This is a genomic window from Psychrobacter sp. UBA6766 (genome assembly GCF_002453355.1).
Classification (GTDB): domain Bacteria; phylum Pseudomonadota; class Gammaproteobacteria; order Pseudomonadales; family Moraxellaceae; genus Psychrobacter.
This window is the reverse complement of sequence record NZ_DKGQ01000001.1, coordinates 1-16334: the sequence shown is the minus strand read 5'-3', so window position 1 is coordinate 16334 and position 16334 is coordinate 1. Positions and strand designations below refer to the sequence as shown.

Annotated in this window: 14 protein-coding genes; 3 read left to right on the top strand and 11 right to left on the bottom strand. The window is 42.6% G+C overall.

The annotated features are described in order from the left end of the window. Together B4K26_RS00070 and B4K26_RS00065 are read left to right on the top strand one after the other, a co-directional pair. On the top strand, positions 1 to 726 hold a 726-nt coding region (locus B4K26_RS00070), incomplete at its 5' end, for an IS256 family transposase (protein WP_296242852.1). A gap of 278 nt (positions 727 to 1004) precedes the next feature. Next, positions 1005 to 1955 carry a DUF1853 family protein gene (locus B4K26_RS00065; RefSeq protein WP_296242851.1) on the top strand — a complete coding sequence of 317 codons (951 nt, stop codon included), beginning with the start codon at positions 1005 to 1007 and terminating at the stop codon, positions 1953 to 1955. A 67-nt stretch (positions 1956 to 2022) separates the two neighbouring features. Here the strand turns inward: B4K26_RS00065 and B4K26_RS00060 are convergent, their stop codons facing one another. The 9 genes from B4K26_RS00060 to B4K26_RS00020 all read right to left on the bottom strand — a co-directional run bounded on the left by B4K26_RS00060 (position 2023) and on the right by B4K26_RS00020 (position 13203). Next, positions 2023 to 3045, bottom strand: a complete 1023-nt coding sequence (locus B4K26_RS00060) for a hypothetical protein (protein WP_296242850.1) — start codon at positions 3043 to 3045, stop codon at positions 2023 to 2025. Between the two features lie 352 nt (positions 3046 to 3397). Beyond that, a complete protein-coding gene (locus B4K26_RS00055; RefSeq protein WP_296242849.1) occupies positions 3398 to 4855 on the bottom strand; it encodes a hypothetical protein in 1458 nt (485 codons plus the stop codon). A gap of 249 nt (positions 4856 to 5104) precedes the next feature. Then, positions 5105 to 5635 (bottom strand): DUF2726 domain-containing protein, encoded by a 531-nt coding sequence (locus tag B4K26_RS00050; RefSeq protein WP_296242848.1) that lies wholly within the window; start codon positions 5633 to 5635, stop codon positions 5105 to 5107. A gap of 308 nt (positions 5636 to 5943) precedes the next feature. Further along, positions 5944 to 7140 (bottom strand): SPOR and LysM peptidoglycan-binding domain-containing protein, encoded by a 1197-nt coding sequence (locus B4K26_RS00045; protein WP_296242847.1) that lies wholly within the window; start codon positions 7138 to 7140, stop codon positions 5944 to 5946. 270 nt (positions 7141 to 7410) lie between these two features. Continuing rightward, positions 7411 to 8778, bottom strand: coding sequence for a bifunctional tetrahydrofolate synthase/dihydrofolate synthase (folC, locus tag B4K26_RS00040; RefSeq protein ID WP_296242846.1), 1368 nt, complete (start codon positions 8776 to 8778; stop codon positions 7411 to 7413). A gap of 233 nt (positions 8779 to 9011) precedes the next feature. Next, positions 9012 to 9920, bottom strand: a complete 909-nt coding sequence (accD, locus tag B4K26_RS00035) for an acetyl-CoA carboxylase, carboxyltransferase subunit beta (RefSeq protein WP_409521408.1) — start codon at positions 9918 to 9920, stop codon at positions 9012 to 9014. 294 nt (positions 9921 to 10214) lie between these two features. After that, positions 10215 to 11039 (bottom strand): tryptophan synthase subunit alpha, encoded by an 825-nt coding sequence (gene trpA, locus B4K26_RS00030; RefSeq protein WP_296242844.1) that lies wholly within the window; start codon positions 11037 to 11039, stop codon positions 10215 to 10217. Positions 11040 to 11151: 112 nt separating this feature from the next. After that, positions 11152 to 12426, bottom strand: coding sequence for a tryptophan synthase subunit beta (gene trpB / locus B4K26_RS00025; RefSeq protein ID WP_296242843.1), 1275 nt, complete (start codon positions 12424 to 12426; stop codon positions 11152 to 11154). Positions 12427 to 12531: 105 nt separating this feature from the next. Continuing rightward, a complete protein-coding gene (locus B4K26_RS00020; RefSeq protein WP_296242842.1) occupies positions 12532 to 13203 on the bottom strand; it encodes a phosphoribosylanthranilate isomerase in 672 nt (223 codons plus the stop codon). Between the two features lie 226 nt (positions 13204 to 13429). On the opposite strand from B4K26_RS00020, the gene B4K26_RS00015 reads away from it, so the two are divergent. Further along, entirely contained in the window at positions 13430 to 15085 is a 1656-nt protein-coding gene (locus B4K26_RS00015; protein ID WP_296242841.1) for a cryptochrome/photolyase family protein, read from the top strand. Positions 15086 to 15124: 39 nt separating this feature from the next. Here the strand turns inward: B4K26_RS00015 and B4K26_RS00010 are convergent, their stop codons facing one another. Continuing rightward, the gene (locus tag B4K26_RS00010) at positions 15125 to 15349 is read right to left on the bottom strand and encodes a hypothetical protein (RefSeq protein WP_296242840.1); all 225 of its coding nucleotides are present in this window, start codon (positions 15347 to 15349) and stop codon (positions 15125 to 15127) included. Between the two features lie 202 nt (positions 15350 to 15551). After that, positions 15552 to 16292 (bottom strand): DUF4230 domain-containing protein, encoded by a 741-nt coding sequence (locus tag B4K26_RS00005; RefSeq protein WP_296242839.1) that lies wholly within the window; start codon positions 16290 to 16292, stop codon positions 15552 to 15554. Between the last annotated feature and the right edge of the window lie 42 nt (positions 16293 to 16334).

The following is a 16334-nucleotide window of genomic DNA, read 5'->3' as shown; positions in this document are numbered from 1 at the left end:
GTCTATTTGGACTGTATTGTCGTTAAAGTACGCCAAGACAAGCAGATCATCAACAAGGCGATCTATCTGGCCTTAGGCGTGGGACTTGATGGTAAAAAAGAGCTGCTTGGCATGTGGTTATCAGAGAATGAGGGCGCTAAGTTCTGGCTGGGTGTTCTCACTGAACTACAAAACCGTGGGGTACAAGATATCCTCATCGCCTGTGTCGATGGTTTAAAAGGCTTCCCTGATGCCATCAATACCGTTTATCCCAAAGCCAAGGTTCAGCTGTGTATCGTGCATATGGTGCGCTATTCGATGAAGTTCGTACCTTGGACGGACAAGAAGGCCATAGCGGCTGATTTAAAAGCCATCTATGGCGCTGATACGCTTGAGATAGCAGAGGCCAATCTTGAGCATTTCGACGAGGTGTGGGGTGATAAGTACCCGCATGTCATCAAGTCTTGGCGCAATAACTGGGAGGGCTTAACGGTGTTCTTTGAGTATCCGAAAGACATCAGAAAAGTCATATATACCACCAATGCTATTGAGTCGTTAAACAGCGTGATTCGGACAGCGGTGAATAAGCGTAAGGTGTTCCCATCTGATCAGGCAGCATTCAAGGTGGTGTACTTAGCCACCCAGCAGGCATCCAAAAAATGGTCGATGCCGATCCGTAACTGGACGTCTGCTCTGAATCGCTTTATGATTATGTTTGATGACCGTATCAGTAAGTATTTAACCTAAATGGCAGTTACACAGAATATGGGATGGTCTCAAACCATCAGTCCAAAAGCTATTTAATAAGCCACCTAAATGGTCATTTGCTATATTAAAATTCTTGATCATTATCCTAGTGCCTTTATTATCAAATGCACCAGACATTCAGCTTAATTTTTATATCGTGAATATCATGCTTTAGTAATAGGACAGTCAAGCACTACCCTAGCGGATACTTGTCATCTATAGACTTTTGGCAAGCGAGCAGCTAGGGTAAATGCTACACCGTTATGATGGCTTATCATATGTCTGAAATTATAGCCCAGCCCTTATCTTCCTATGTCACAAATAACGCACCTTGGGAAATTTACCAGCGGCCTTTCGTGCGTGATTTGGCGTACGTACTTGCCTGTCCTAATGTTTTGACAGAGTGGATAGATTTTGCACCGCATCAAAACACCCACACGGTTACAGTACATAGCGCGGACTTCTGGCAGCAGCAGTTTGAGGCGTATGAGGCACGTTTAAAAGAACTGGATAGCACGAATGCTTATCGAGATCTAACCCGCTATTTATTAAAACGACCCAGCCCAAATCGCTTGGGATTCCATTTTGAGGGACTACTATCGTTTTGGTTGGAAGATGGTTTTGCGCGGCAGCTACATCCGCACGAGATACTTGCTAGTAATGTACAATTATGTAATGGCAAGCAGACAACGGGTGAGCTTGATTTAATTTTATATAATCATAAAGATAAACTGACTGAACACTGGGAATTGGCGATTAAATTTTTTATGGGCTCAGCGCCTTTTGAACCGATAAACTGGGTCGGTATCAACTCTAACGACAATCTACAGCGCAAAATGACCTATATGCAAACTAAGCAGTTTCGTACGGTGTGGGTGGACACACAAAAGCATGGACAGGTTAAAATTGATAAACGTTATGGCGTCATTAAAGGTCGTTTCTTTTTGCCAATTGGCACTCATAACTTTAATTACCCTGCGTGGCTAGCGCCAAGCTTTCCGATGCACGAATGGTGCGATAAGAAAGACACATTTAATTTAGCGACGATTGATACCAATACATTGCGCGCCGCTCATTATATCGAATGGTTTAGCAAACGCGATTTTTATGACAATCGTCGGTTACCCCTTATCTATTCTGAAAATAATAGTTTAAGAACAGGACTATACTTTGAAGGTGATCGACCGATTGTTATTTTTCCTCGGCGGCGTGGTAATGTAGATGATTGATTTTGTCTAGATTATATTTGAAAAGTTATCTTTCTTGATAACTGCTCAGATTGACCTAATTGAACCCTTACCAAGCATAACGTCCGTACAGGCTAACCTCACTGCGTTTGGCTTTTTCTGCATCAATATCATCCGTTAATAACTTGATACCGCCATATTTACTATCTAACGCTATACCTAACGCTTTAGTCTGTGGCTCAATCAATCCAATGATGGTCATAGGATAATTATTAGCAGTAAGGTGATAACCTGCCGATAGTTGATATAAGTCTTGAATATCATTGACTTGCGCATGTGCACCAAGTTGCCATTGATTATTTAATTGATGTATCAGACTACCCTCTACCCGCCATGGTAGCGTTTGCGTGACATCTTTAGTATCAAGCTGACCTTCAATCGTATATAAAGGTCGACCATTAACATCATAATCTAGCGCATATCGCGTGCTTGGCATATCTTTCCATCGCATACGTCCAAGGACATCGTAGCCACTGATTATGACCTGTGTTTTGTCAGATAGTTTGCCCGCCACTTGTAAATCTAATGAGTAGCCATAACCTGATGGCTTATCAGGATTCCAGTTTAGGTTTTCTTCACCAAGCGCAGGCTTATCATAATAATAATCAATATAGGCATTGGCTTTATCAACGCTATCTCTTATGTTGCTAATCTCACTATCAGGCAATACTCGTGTAGTTAAGTTACCTGAAACCTTACCTTCAAGCGCATGTAATCCTTGCCAGATATTGGCATGAGTCGTTAACTGCCAATTAGAACTTAATGGCTGGGTAAAGCCAACATTAGCGCCAAATCTCTCATTATGTTTAGCATCTAAAAACAATGGATATAATTGGCTACTACTTGCTGGCTGCTTATTTTCATATTGCCAATAGACCTCGGCTGTTTCTTCGCTAAACGTCATCAAGTAATCATAACGCCAACCCAGACCATAGCTAATCATGCTCCCTGCAGGGCGTACTTTTAAGTCTGCACGTCCTTGTAAATAAGCATGATCTCCTGAGTCTAATGGCGCATCCCAGTCACTAATAAAAGCAGCAATAGGTTGTACTGGGCTGTGTGCCGTTGTCATTATTGACCAATCAATCTGCGATTTTTTTTCTATGTTTTGTTTATTGAATAACTCTGTAGCAGGATAAAATGTTAAGTTGGAATTAGGATATAAGCTAGAATCTACACTTTGAGCCAGAGTAGTGTTGGAAGCCATAATAGCAGTCGTTATTGGAACGACGATAAATACCTGACGTTTGAACAAATATATGAGGCTCTGATAGGAAGAAGTACAAATAATTTGGCTAATGAAAGGCATAAATTTCTCACGTTTATTAAAGTGCATAAAAAAGAGACAGTACTAGCCGTCTCTTTTTTGTTGTTGCTCAAACGCTATTAAAAATGTTCGAGCACTGCCATTAAACTTATATTGATTAAAGAACGATTAAGCTATTATCACTAAACTTAGCCGTAATTTTGCCTCCATTATCCATCAGATCACCGTAGTCTTTACCGTCAACCATGATGTCGCCTAGCTTGCCCATCTTATCCTTGACAAAATCACCATTTGCATCAACGTTTAATTTAATTGATGCTTTATTTTGCTCAACGGTAAATTGCGTGCTAACCACATCATAATTATTGTCTAAGTTAGATTTACCTGTGACAAATAACTTTTTGTCTTCTACGCTAGCCTTTAACCCTTTAAGCTCAATGACGTTACGGGCAGTACGTTCAAGATTGGCTTGGAAATCAAGCGGAATTGTTGTTGCTCCTTCTTTAGTCACATTGCCTTTAATATTTAATACTATTGTCATGCCAACATATTTATTGGCTTTCTCTTCAAGATTACCGGCATCAGTGACGGTCAAAAAGTTTTTAATGTCAGCGTCGTTAGCGGTCGCATTGAGTGTAATTGCAACATTCGTTTTAGGTTTCTGCTTAGTCATTTGACCTATTATAGTAAGTTTATAAGGAATCGTTCTCACTACTAGACTATCATTTGCCAGTTTTTTACTAATATCTAAGGCAGCAAACTCTAAGTCTTTTGCTTCAATCACACTATCATTAGCAGTTAACTTTAAGTTGCCTAATTTTACGATAGCCTTTTCTAAAGTAATCCCTTCTCTGTTGATATCATTGAGATCAAATTCGTCATCAACCACGACTTTATCACTGAACTGACCATTGACGGTAAAGCCTTTATTAGAGCTCAGCGTCATGGCATCAGCGCCAGAACCAATTTTTATACTCTTGAACCCAATGCCGCCATTAAAGCTAGCACTATTGGTATTAGAAACTAAGGCGTTTTCAAAACCATCAAACACAGTTGTAAACGTATCTTGACTAACAAGCGTTTCGTCAAGTCCACCCGTCGTTGGGTTATATGCATAATCATATTCTTCAACGTTTACCTTGGTAGCACCCGAAAGCTTAAACTGACCATCAGCATTCAGATTCGCAACAAAACCTTTTTCTGGCATCAAAGCTACGTTGCCTAACGTATCATTGAACTTTTCATCATCGGCCAAAGCTATAATATCAGCTGCATTTAGTTTTGATAGACCATTTTTCTGCATGTAATAATAAAGTGAGTTTGGTACATCAAAGGTATAGCTAAGTTGTGACGCTTGCTTTTCTGTCAGGATATCACTTACGTCTTTATAAGCCTCTGTCACCGCTTTATTATCACTGACAAAAAGCTTAGCCGTACGAATCATCTCTTTTGCTTGATCAATCTCAGACAAACTATTATCGACAGGTGGTTTGGTAGGGACGTTAGGGGTATTAGAGCCATTATCATTATAGTCATTGTTGTCGCTGTCACTACCACAACCTGCTAAGGCTAAAGTACTGGCGAGTGCCAATGCGGTTATTTTAAAAGCTTTCATTATGTATTCCTTATATTTTCAATATATTCCGAAAAATAGTGAGAGAAACAATCTAGGTATTTAAACCATAAATACCTACTTAAAAACTAGATTGCATCTTTTACAAAAAAACTTAAGTTTACTCCTTAATAGAAGTAATAAGTTATTTATTTTTGGAATTTATCTATAAAGTAAAGAAATATGTAAATAATATTACATAAACATTATTATGTATTCAAACAACGTTGCCTGATAGTAGAGTAACTCTAATTAATAACTCTCAATCACCTGCATCAGCTCATACCTTAGCATATCAGCACTCGGCATACGCTCAGCGTGAAAACGCACGATGGCTATGCCGGCACTAGCGAGTGCTTTATCTTTTTTATCATCCGCCTTTTGCCGCGCTTTACTGCTATGCGTCCAATCATCCAGCTCAATGGCGACCAGTGTCGTCTGAGAATCAACATCTACGATGACATAGTCAACGCTTTGGCGGCAAATGCGATTAAACCAAAAGCGACGCTCAGAGGTCTCATCGCTATTAGCTTCAATGATTCGTGACAGCTGAACTTGAACAAAAATATGATATTCCGGCAAAGCATTTTTTAACTTTTTAAAAAAGATCACTTCCGTATCAGTCATGATCGGCATCGGTGCAAATGGCCAAATAGCCAGCTCATCACCGCGCACAGGTGCCGGATCAGGTTCAGCGATTTGTTTACTAGAAAACAGTTTTGGCAGGGTAATTAGCCCCACAAATCCAATTGCCAATATTAAAAATATAACGCCAAATGACATATTTTTACCTTATACATAATGAAAGCAGTCGGCTCCGTGTGGTGATGTCAGTAAGATAACGACACATAGCCAACCGCGACAGGTCAGCCTTTGTAGACTGACAGGTTATACAGAAAGGGACGAGAAATAGCGGCGCTCATCGTAACCAAGCTTGCCCTAATCGGCAAACGATAAAATAAAAAACACGACAATGGGTGTCGTGTTTGAATAAAATTATTTAGGATGATAAAAATATAAACGGACCTGATTAAACTTGTGCGGTTTATTTCGCAACAATGGTAGTTAGATTAGGGCTATTTACAGGGTTTTTAACGCCAATATAATACCCAGGCGCTCGTGGTATTCACCTTCGGGTCGCTGTTAATTTTATCTTTTAATGCTAAAGCAGCGACTTTACCGCGCTCAGGACCAACGATAACTCGGACACCGCGGCTGGTTGGACTGGTCTTGACTTGATAACCCGCTGATTGAAACTGCTTCGCTAGTTCATCGGCTTTGGATTGGTCATTTGCTAATGCCACTTGCACCCCAAAGCTGCCTTTAGCATCGGTTTCTTTGACTTCTTTACGCGCCTCGCTCAGTTTTTGCTGAGCTTCACGCTTAGCATCCGCCGACTTCTTAGCCAAAGCTTCTTCCGTTTGACGCTTTTCTTCACGCGCTTTTTCAGCCGCGGCTGCTTCACGTGCTAAACGATCTACCTGCTGACGCGATGGAATGGTTAAAGTTTGGCCAAGCCTTAGTGATGTCGATGGGGAAAGGTTATTTGCTTGCGCTAAGACTTCTACTGGCATATTGTACTGCCGCGCCAGTTTAATCAGCCCATCGCCTCTTTTTACTTGATGATCAGAAGGCGACTTAGGTGGCTCTTTTTTTGCTGCTTCCGCCGCCACTTTCTTCTTCTCAATTGATGCTTGAGCTTCAGCCTGCTTTTTCGCTTCCGCTTCTTTTTTGCTATCGGCTAGCTTTTTAGCAGCAGCTTGCTCTTTAATAGCTGCTTGCCTTTGAGCTTCTTGTTGTGCTTGCACCGCTTTTTGTTGATCACGAACACTCGTATCATTATCTGTTTGCGTCGTGCTACTATCATTGCTGGTTTGTGCCGTTGGAGTTTCAAGCGTATTTTTTGCAGCTTCTTGCTGCTCTTCGCTATTTTTATCATCAGTGGAGGGCTTGCTGCTTGCCAAGTACTGCTGACTTTCGGCGCGCGCTTTGGCCAATGCTTGGGTTTCAGCAGCTTCTTGCTCGGTTAAGAACTGCTGAGCCCTTCTTTCTTGTTCTGCAACGCGAGCAGCACGCTCTTTTTGTTTTTGTGCCAAAATACGCTTTTCAGTCTCGATATCAGTGGTCAATGGCTGCTGCGACGGTTGTTCGGTGATTGGTTTATCTATCATCGCTGACACTGGCTCAGGTTTGTTGCTATCACCGATCTGCTGCACCATGGCATATAACATCACGCTACCGCCGATAATCATCCCAATGCCCAATAAGGCTTGTCTCGAAAAATTCATCCGTTTACGTCTCTTAGTTGGTAATAAGGTTGATTGAGCGGCGCAGCTGTCGTTTCAAAAACTGTTATCTCAAGCTATGGCTATATAGCTTTAATAAACAATTTTGAAACTTACCAATGCCGCCAGTTACATCTATCCATTTTCAAATATTATGCCAAGCTGTTCATAGTATTGTATAGCGATATGCTAAATCAGTTTGATTATAAAGCATATTTTTTATACTGTCTGCCATCATGCTACTGCTAAGACTAACATTAAATAAACATTATTTTAATTTAAATTATCAGCTTCAAGTGCTGCCAGTGCTTCTCCGATGGTATGAAATGACCCACATACCACGATTAGGTCTTGCGGCTGACTGGCATTTATCACAGCATGAGTTGCTTCTGATAGACGTTTAAATTCATGAATGTGCGCCTTATCAACATAGCTCGATAAAATACCTCGAAGCTGCTCAGTACTCGCCGCGCGTGGATAATCAATCTCAGCAATAAACCAATCACTAATAGAAAATTCCGCCTCGGTCAAACGCTGAACGACTTTATTGATGTCTTTATCGCCCAGCATAGAAAATAGCATTTTAATGCTGGCAGGTTCGCTGCTTACTTGCTCAGAAGAGTGCTGTTTTACCAATTGCTGCTGCCAAAGCGGTAATAATTGCGCCAATAAAAACTCAACACCTTGCTCGTTATGTGCAACATCAAACAACCAATGGCGATTATGTATCTTACGATAATCAAAACGACCGGCGAGCTTGACGGTCTGCAAAGCTTGTTCGATAGCATTTTTATCGACGTTTAATGGACTTGCAAGCACCGCTGATAAGGCATTGGCAGTATTAGTCAATGACAATGCTGGGCGTGGCAACTGCATGGTGACAGCGGCATTGCTATATTGCCAAGTTGTTGCATCCACCTTACAATAGTCGAAGTTTTGTCCAACTTGATAACAGGTTGCCTGATGTCTATCAATCGTTTCTTGAACACTCGCTGGCATCGTGGTAGCACCATAAATTAGGCTAATACCATCACGTAAGATACCCGCTTTCTCACGGCCAATAGCTTCGACATTGTCCCCCAACCAGTCCACATGATCGATGGCAATATTAGTAATCACTGCCATATCAGGATCAATGATATTGACCACATCTAAACGTCCACCTAGTCCGACTTCTAACACCCAAACATCACAATCTGCTTCGGCAAATATTAGTAACGCTGCTAATGTTGTCATCTCAAAAAACGATAAAGTCAACTCACAAGCCAATCGTGCTTTCTCTACTTTACTAAAAGCATTTATTAACGTCTCATCGCTGACCATCTCGCCATTGATGCGGACGCGCTCGTTAAACACACTCAGATGCGGCGATTGATACAGCGCGGTTTTATAACCTGCCGCTTGGCACATTTGCGCGATGACAGCCGTCGTCGAGCCCTTGCCATTGGTGCCCGCTACGGTAAATACATAGGCGTCATCTTTTGCTGATTTTACTACGCCTAACGCCTCAGCCACTGGCAATACACGTGACAGTCCCATGTCTATCGCCGAAACATGAATTTGCTGCATATAATCGAGCCATTCCGTCAAACTAGAATGTCCATTAGGAGGATTAGAATTAGAAACGACAGAGTCAGACATGGGCGGAACCTATATAGAGTTTTGCGAAAAAATAGTCAATTAGAAAACACTGATTAAGAAAATAGTGACAGTATATAACTACCTAGCCAAAAAGCAAAAATAGCATTTACCGTGATTGACGATAAATGCTATTTGTTAACTTTTTGCGTGCTTAGTAGAATTTAGCATGCTGTTAAATATAAGTAGAGTGCGATAATAGCTTCATTTATTTATTAGTCGAGCCGCCGAGCAAATTAAGCGTCAACATTCGGCACACCGCATAATTTCGCGAGCAAACGATAAATGGTATCAACCAATTGATGACGATGTACCACTTCATCAACCACACCATGCTCTAATAGGAACTCGGCACGCTGGAATGGTTCTTCTAACGTTTCGCGGACGGTTTGCTCAATCACGCGCTTACCGGCAAAGCCAATCATCGCCTTTGGTTCTGCTAAATGGATATCACCAAGCATAGCAAGCGATGCGGTCACACCGCCATAAACAGGATTGGTCAATATCACAATATAAGGCACACCAGCCAAGCGCAAACGCTCAATTGCCGCCGCCGTACGAGCCATTTGCATCAAAGATAGCAAACCTTCTTGCATTCGCGCACCGCCAGAAGCCGCAAAACACACCAAAGGAACTTTATCCTTCAAAGCCTTTTCAGCCGCTTCCACAAAACGGTCACCGACCACCGAACCCATAGAGCCGCCCATAAAGCGGAAGTCAAAGGCACACGTTACGATATCAAGATTGCGCAGTTTACCGTACATCACAATTAAGGCTTCAGACTCGCCCGTTTTCTCTTGCGCTTCGAGCATGCGCTGCGGATACGGCTTACTATCGACAAAGCTTAACGGGTCTTTAGCATTAAACTCTTGCCCAAGCTCACCATCTACTTGATCAAGCAGCCAGTTCAACCGCTCACGAGCACTCATCGGTAAATGATGATCACAATGTGGGCACACGTAGCAATTAAAAATCAGCGCCGTATTGGTAATCATAGAATGACAGTTGCTACACTTAGTTGATGGTTCGGTCTCGACCGCCGTCAACGGTGCTGTCAGTTGGTGTTTAATGCCGGGAATCGGGCGATTAAACCAAGATTGTCCAGCAGTATTGCCATTTTTCTCAACGCTATTCGTAGTAGTCATTTCAGGTTTGGTTATCGTATCAGTCATAGTATTCGCCATTATTAAAGGCTTATCAACAAGTTGGCTTAGTTACTTGTCCCTAAGAGTCCATTTATATAAATCAATTTAAAAGTCACATCGCTTATGACACGAGCAGTCACAAAGCACGCCTGATGCTTAACTGTAACAATTTATTTGTGATGTTAGTTTACACACGTAAACTAACTTTAGCAAAGCCATTTAACTGTGTCTTTATAAACATCTTATAAATATTGTGACGATAACTTGCTTGCGCTATTTAAAGTTACCTTTAAACTAAGCGCTCAAACTGTCCAGTGCACCGCGCAACTCATCCATTTTCGCCATGATTTTTTGTTGAGCATTAGCGACTGCCGCCGTATCGCTGGCATCTATATCCGCAAAGTTTTGTACCAAAGCACTACCGACAATAATGCCATCGGCATGCTGACCAATCGCTTTGGCAGATGCTGCATCACGAATGCCAAAGCCGACACAAACTGGTAAATCGGTTTTTGCTTTAATCGTTTGAACTTGCGTAGCAACATCATCGGTATCGAGCGTCGCCGAACCTGTCACGCCTTTGAGCGAGACGTAATAAATGTAACCACCGCAATGGGTTAATACTTGCTCACGGCGCTCAGGCAAAGTCGTTGGCGATAATAAGAAAATCTCATTCATTGACTTATCGGTCAAATGCTGAGTAAAGCTTCCTGCTTCTGCTGGCGGTAAATCGACCATCAAAATACCATCGATGCCTGACTGCTCACATAGCGCGACAAAGTTATCATAGCCGATGATTTCAACTGGGTTTAAATAGCCCATTAGGATAATTGGCGTCTGCGTATCTTGCTTGCGGAATTCTGCAACCATCTTAAGCGCATCACGTGTACTTGTTCCTGCTGCTAGAGCGCGCTCGCCTGCCAAGGCAACCGTTGGACCGTCTGCCATAGGATCAGAAAACGGCAAGCCAACTTCAATTATATCGGCGCCGTGCTTAACTAAATCATGAAGCAAGCCAACAAAGTTGCTCGGATTGGGATCGCCTGCCATAACATAAGGAATCAGGGCTTTTTTGTTTTGCGCTTTTAGAGTTTTAAAAGTGCTTTCAATGCGGGTCATAGTGGTCTCTACAATTAATTCAAACTGGCTGTATTGGCTCTTTATGTTTTGATAAGAGAGCCAATCGATTTTTTTATAAAAGTGGATTTATAGGTCGAAGTACAATACGCGACTACAACTCAATCCCTTCCGCTTTCATCACAGAATGCAAGTCTTTATCACCGCGACCTGACATATTGACGATAATGCTTTGCTCAGGCGTCATGGTTTTAGCAAGTTTAAGTGCATAGGCGACGGCATGGGCCGATTCGAGTGCAGGGATAATGCCCTCTTTACGCGTGACTTCATGAAAGGCTGCCAACGACTCTTTATCTGTACAGCCAACATATTCAACGCGCTTCATGTCTTTTAAGAAGCTATGCTCAGGACCGACACCAGGATAATCAAGTCCCGCTGAAATAGAGTGCGTTTCTTGAATTTGCCCTTCATCATCTGCCATCACATACGTACGGTTACCGTGCAGTACGCCGATACGACCAGCAGCAAGTGGCGCTGAATGACGACCGGTTTCTATGCCATCACCCGTTGCTTCGACGCCATACATTTTGACATCAGGGTCATTTAAGAAATCAAAGAATAGACCAATCGCGTTTGAGCCACCGCCAACACAAGCAACTAAGGCATCAGGTAGTTTACCTGTTTTTTCTAAATGCTGAACTCGCGCTTCTTTGCCGATAATCGCTTGGAAATCACGCACCAGAAGCGGATAAGGATGCGGTCCCGCTACAGTGCCAATAATATAATAAGTCGTATCGACATTGGTCACCCAGTCACGCATCGCTTCATTCATAGCGTCTTTCAGCGTTCGAGATCCCGATGTGACAGGCACGACCGTCGCACCAAGCAAACGCATACGATAGACGTTCATCTTTTGGCGCTCAACATCGTCAGCGCCCATGTAAACGATACATTCTAGTCCCAATCGCGCGGCAATCGTTGCTGTGGCGACGCCATGTTGCCCTGCGCCAGTCTCGGCAATGATGCGTTTTTTACCACACATTTTGGCAAGTAGTGCCTGCCCGATGGTGTTATTCACCTTATGCGCGCCCGTATGGTTTAAATCTTCACGTTTAAAATAAATCTGCGCGCCACCAATCTCATTGCTTAAGCGTTTCGCATGATAAAGCGGTGTTGGGCGACCGACATAATTGACCAAATCATTATGATACTCTTCCCAAAACGCCGGATCCGCTTTAACTTTGGTATATAAGGTTTCTAACTCTTCTAGTGCTGCCATCAGTGTTTCAGAAACAAAGCGGCCACCGTGAACGCCAAAATGCCCGCGAGCATCAGGATATTGGTTAAAATCTTGAACGTTTTCTGGATTGGTAAAGGTATTGATGGCTTTTGCAGCGTTTGACAAATCTTTGCTTGCGACATGACTCATGATAATTCCTACTGTAATAAGTGGTATCTTTTAGAATAAGGGTAAGGATAAATTTGAGCAGAAAATCGGAATAACGACCAAATAGTAATGCTTGTATTAAAGCACTTAGTTGGCGTCAGTGACCGTCACACTTTGCCATCGATCGCGTTTGACCGCTTTCATAAAGGCGCGCATTTTGGCGGCATCTTTTTTACCTTTATCGATCTCAATTCCACCGCTGACATCGACAGCATAAATCGGCAGATCCAATGTGGCAGCGACATTATCAGCATCAAGTCCACCCGCTAGGATAATGGGCAGCGAGCTATCTTGTGGTAGTAAACTCCAATCAAAACGTGCACCAGTACCGCCATACTTATGAGGGTGGTAAGCATCCAATAAAACGCTGTTCGCCCCCGCTGCGGCAAACGCGTTAATCTGGGCGCTGACGCTGGCAGCAGTGTGTTGCTCAGAATCGATTCGTAGCGCTTTTATCCAGCGTTTATTCACCAAACCTGCCAGCTTCGCACATTGCTCTGGACTTTCATCGCCGTGAAACTGAATGATATCAAAAGGGACATTATTTGCGAGCTCAACCAATTCATCTTTAGACATATTAACGACTAAAGCGACCACGCTAATAAAGGCAGGTAAAGAGGCGCTTAGTAATTGCGCCTGCTCGACAGTAACCGCGCGCGGACTTGGTGGATAAAACACCAAACCAACCGCATCGGCACCTAATTGGGCAGCAGTTTTAATATCGCTAGACTGAGTAAAGCCGCAGAACTTAACGCGCATGTTATAACCTTAAATATGACGCTCAGTGTGATACTGTAAAATTGATAAGAGAGTGAGTTTGGCTAAGCTACACGAGTTTATTATGTTAAGCATTCATCCAATATGATAATTTGTTAATAGGGCAGCAAATCCATTGCATCTAAAAACTTATCCTAGCATACTTTTATTGATAGTTTTGTTTATGATTGCGATTGATTCATCCATTCATTAATACAAGGATACTTGCATGACTCAAAAGGCGGTTGGCAATACCAAATATAGTGATGATAACAGTAATAACAAGAATGTGAATGTTCCACACTATCTAATGTGGTTTCGCCGTGATTTACGCTTGCATGACAATACGGCACTGGCAGCCATTTGTGAAAAGGCAAACACAGAAAACGCCCAAGTTAGCGCTGTATTTTTTATGACCCCTGAGCAGTGGCAAGCGCATGACTTGTCACTTACCCAACTTGATCATATCGCCCGCTCCTTGCCTATTCTTGCAAGAGACCTACAAAAACAATTAAACATCACCTTAACCGTGCAACTCTGCCCCAGCTTTGCAGATTGTATGGAGGCGCTGCTAGACATCTGTCATGCGAATATGATAAACACTGTCATGGCCAATCACGAATATGAAGGTAATGAGATTGACCGCGATAAGCAATTAACCGAGCAACTGGCAAAAAACAGTATCGAGTTTATCCGCTGGCACGACCAATGTATCTTACCGCCACGAACCATTACCACCAATGATGAAAGCATGTATCAAGTCTTTACCCCATTTTATAAAAAGTGGCGGCACACTTTAGACGTTAGCACTTTGCAAATACACGAGGCAATAGCGGTAAATAAGAACACAGCCAAGCTAAAAACTGCAAAAGATAGTGTCAACACTATCAAAGACATAGAAAAATTCACTAAAGAAGTAGTCGAAGAGTATCAAAAACAGTTACAGAGTAATGAAATCTACCAGCATATCAATATTGATGTTCAGCTTGCTCATGCCCAAGAGGACTACCCTGCTGGTGAAAATGCCGCCTGTCAGCGTTTAAAGGATTTTATTGCTGACGATATCGATAGTTACGATATAAGTCGTGATGTGCCAAGTTTACACGCGACCAGCCAGCTATCGGCCTATCTTACTATCGGAGCAATTAGCCCAAGACTGTGCTATCTACAAGCCAAAAAAGCGCTGGAGAAAATACAGGGTAATGATAGCGACAATTTTAATAGCTCTGATAGCTCTGATAGCTCTGATAGCTCTGATAATAATGACATTAATCGCTGGATAAGTGAGTTGGCCTGGCGCGACTTTTACCGTCATGTTTTAGATTATAAGCCCGAGCTTATTCGTCATAAAGCTTATAAAGAAGAGACAGACAACAAGATTCATTGGTCATACAATCAGGATGATTTTGAGGCGTGGTGTTCAGGCATGACAGGCGTGCCATTGGTCGATGCGGCAATGCGCTGTCTCAATACGACAGGATTTATGCACAATCGCCTACGAATGGTCACGGCGATGTTTTTGACCAAAGATTTACTGATTGATTGGCGCTTAGGCGAGCGTTATTTTATGCAGCAACTGATAGATGGCGACTTTGCCTCCAATAATGGCGGTTGGCAATGGAGCGCATCAACGGGCACAGATTCAGCGCCTTACTTCCGAATTATGAATCCCTTTAGCCAAGCTAAATCGTACGATCCAAATGGCGAATTTATCAAAAAGTGGTTGCCTGAGCTTAAAGACATTCCCGTCAGCATCTTGCATAGCGAGGATAAAATGCGTAAAGAGCTCGCAAAGGCCGGTCAATTTGCTGACATCATTTACCCTTTACCAATCGTTGAGCATAAAGCAGCACGACAACTGGCGATTGCCGAATTTAAAAAATAGTCTGAATTTAGAATCAGTTATGATTTAAAAACAGCAATACTAATTGTCTGTTTGCACCAAGCTACTTTGCGCACCACCAGTATTATCCGCATCGACAGCAGATTGTACTATTCGCATCTGGATGGTATAAATGGCATAGGCTAAACAGGTAAAGCTTATGATGAGCAGCACCCAAGTGGCAAAAGGTAGCGATTCTTTTTCTTTAGGGCGTTTCGTCAATATGCGCTTCTTATGAGCAGTCGGCTGATTGTTAGGAGTAGTCATATACGCCACCTCTTATATCATATAAGCTTATTTTGATGACAGCACTAATAAGACTGTCATCAATAATAAATAAGTCCTGCTATATAATCCTGCTTATATAATATAGTAACCTTATTACCGATAACTTCAAGCAACATTGGTTAACAGGCGTAATGGTTTGTTAAAGGATATCGGCTTATCTTTTCGTGCTAAAATCTAAGCATCAAGCGGTTGGCATTTGACACGCACCTGCACCTTGAGTGGTCACCGTTACCACCGCGCCAGTCAGTGAGAATAGCTGTTGCATCTGTGTTTGCGCGTTTTGCAGTGCCAAATTCATGACATCACCGCGGCAAGCGCGTTCAAGCACCTCTTTTTTTGCCATGCTTTGCGCTTGCTGCAATATTTTTGGATCGACTTGCATCAACCCAAAAGCGCCCGTTTGCCAATCGTAAATCTCGATATCGTCTAGATAGACCGAAAATATCTCTGACGGCGGTAGGGTAATATGAATCTGCGGCATCATTGAGATGGGTGTATTAGTATCGACTTCCTGTACCGTATCGGCATTAACCTCAGGTTGTATCACCTGAACCATTTCAGGCGTCAACGCGCTCAAATCAATGCCCGCTTCTACACGACCTCGCGCAATAAACAAGCCTTTTTGCTCATCTTGCCACAGCTTCATCCAGCTACCTGGCTTTTGGCTGGTAATCACTGTATCGACACTAAACGCCACCGTTTCCAAACGATTCAATTTTTGGATTTGCATCACTACGCCTTCACGGGTAATGGTTTCTACCGGTTCTTCTCTGGTGAGGTTTTGCACGCTGTATATCGCAAAAGCGAGTGCGGCAAGACCGATAAGCAATACCAGCCACGACAGCATAGAGATGGGTTTTTTCGCTTGCGGGTGATTGGCATTATGGCTACTCACGGAAGAGCGGTTATCAGGATTGATCATGTAAACTGCCTTAAAGTTTTATTAAGGGGCTGTCCTAGATAA

What these genes read in the sequence shown, in the direction of transcription:
- B4K26_RS00050 (WP_296242848.1), bottom strand. Translation starts at nt 5,635, where the DNA reads ATGTCATTTGGCGTTATATTTTTAATATTGGCAATTGGATTTGTGGGG.
- B4K26_RS00065 (WP_296242851.1), top strand. Translation starts at nt 1,005, where the DNA reads ATGTCTGAAATTATAGCCCAGCCCTTATCTTCCTATGTCACAAATAAC.
- trpA (WP_296242844.1), bottom strand. Translation starts at nt 11,039, where the DNA reads ATGACCCGCATTGAAAGCACTTTTAAAACTCTAAAAGCGCAAAACAAA.
- B4K26_RS00020 (WP_296242842.1), bottom strand. Translation starts at nt 13,203, where the DNA reads ATGCGCGTTAAGTTCTGCGGCTTTACTCAGTCTAGCGATATTAAAACT.
- B4K26_RS00005 (WP_296242839.1), bottom strand. Translation starts at nt 16,292, where the DNA reads ATGATCAATCCTGATAACCGCTCTTCCGTGAGTAGCCATAATGCCAAT.
- accD (WP_409521408.1), bottom strand. Translation starts at nt 9,920, where the DNA reads ATGACTACTACGAATAGCGTTGAGAAAAATGGCAATACTGCTGGACAA.
- B4K26_RS00055 (WP_296242849.1), bottom strand. Translation starts at nt 4,855, where the DNA reads ATGAAAGCTTTTAAAATAACCGCATTGGCACTCGCCAGTACTTTAGCC.
- B4K26_RS00015 (WP_296242841.1), top strand. Translation starts at nt 13,430, where the DNA reads ATGACTCAAAAGGCGGTTGGCAATACCAAATATAGTGATGATAACAGT.
- trpB (WP_296242843.1), bottom strand. Translation starts at nt 12,426, where the DNA reads ATGAGTCATGTCGCAAGCAAAGATTTGTCAAACGCTGCAAAAGCCATC.
- folC (WP_296242846.1), bottom strand. Translation starts at nt 8,778, where the DNA reads ATGTCTGACTCTGTCGTTTCTAATTCTAATCCTCCTAATGGACATTCT.
- B4K26_RS00045 (WP_296242847.1), bottom strand. Translation starts at nt 7,140, where the DNA reads ATGAATTTTTCGAGACAAGCCTTATTGGGCATTGGGATGATTATCGGC.
- B4K26_RS00010 (WP_296242840.1), bottom strand. Translation starts at nt 15,349, where the DNA reads ATGACTACTCCTAACAATCAGCCGACTGCTCATAAGAAGCGCATATTG.
- B4K26_RS00060 (WP_296242850.1), bottom strand. Translation starts at nt 3,045, where the DNA reads ATGACAACGGCACACAGCCCAGTACAACCTATTGCTGCTTTTATTAGT.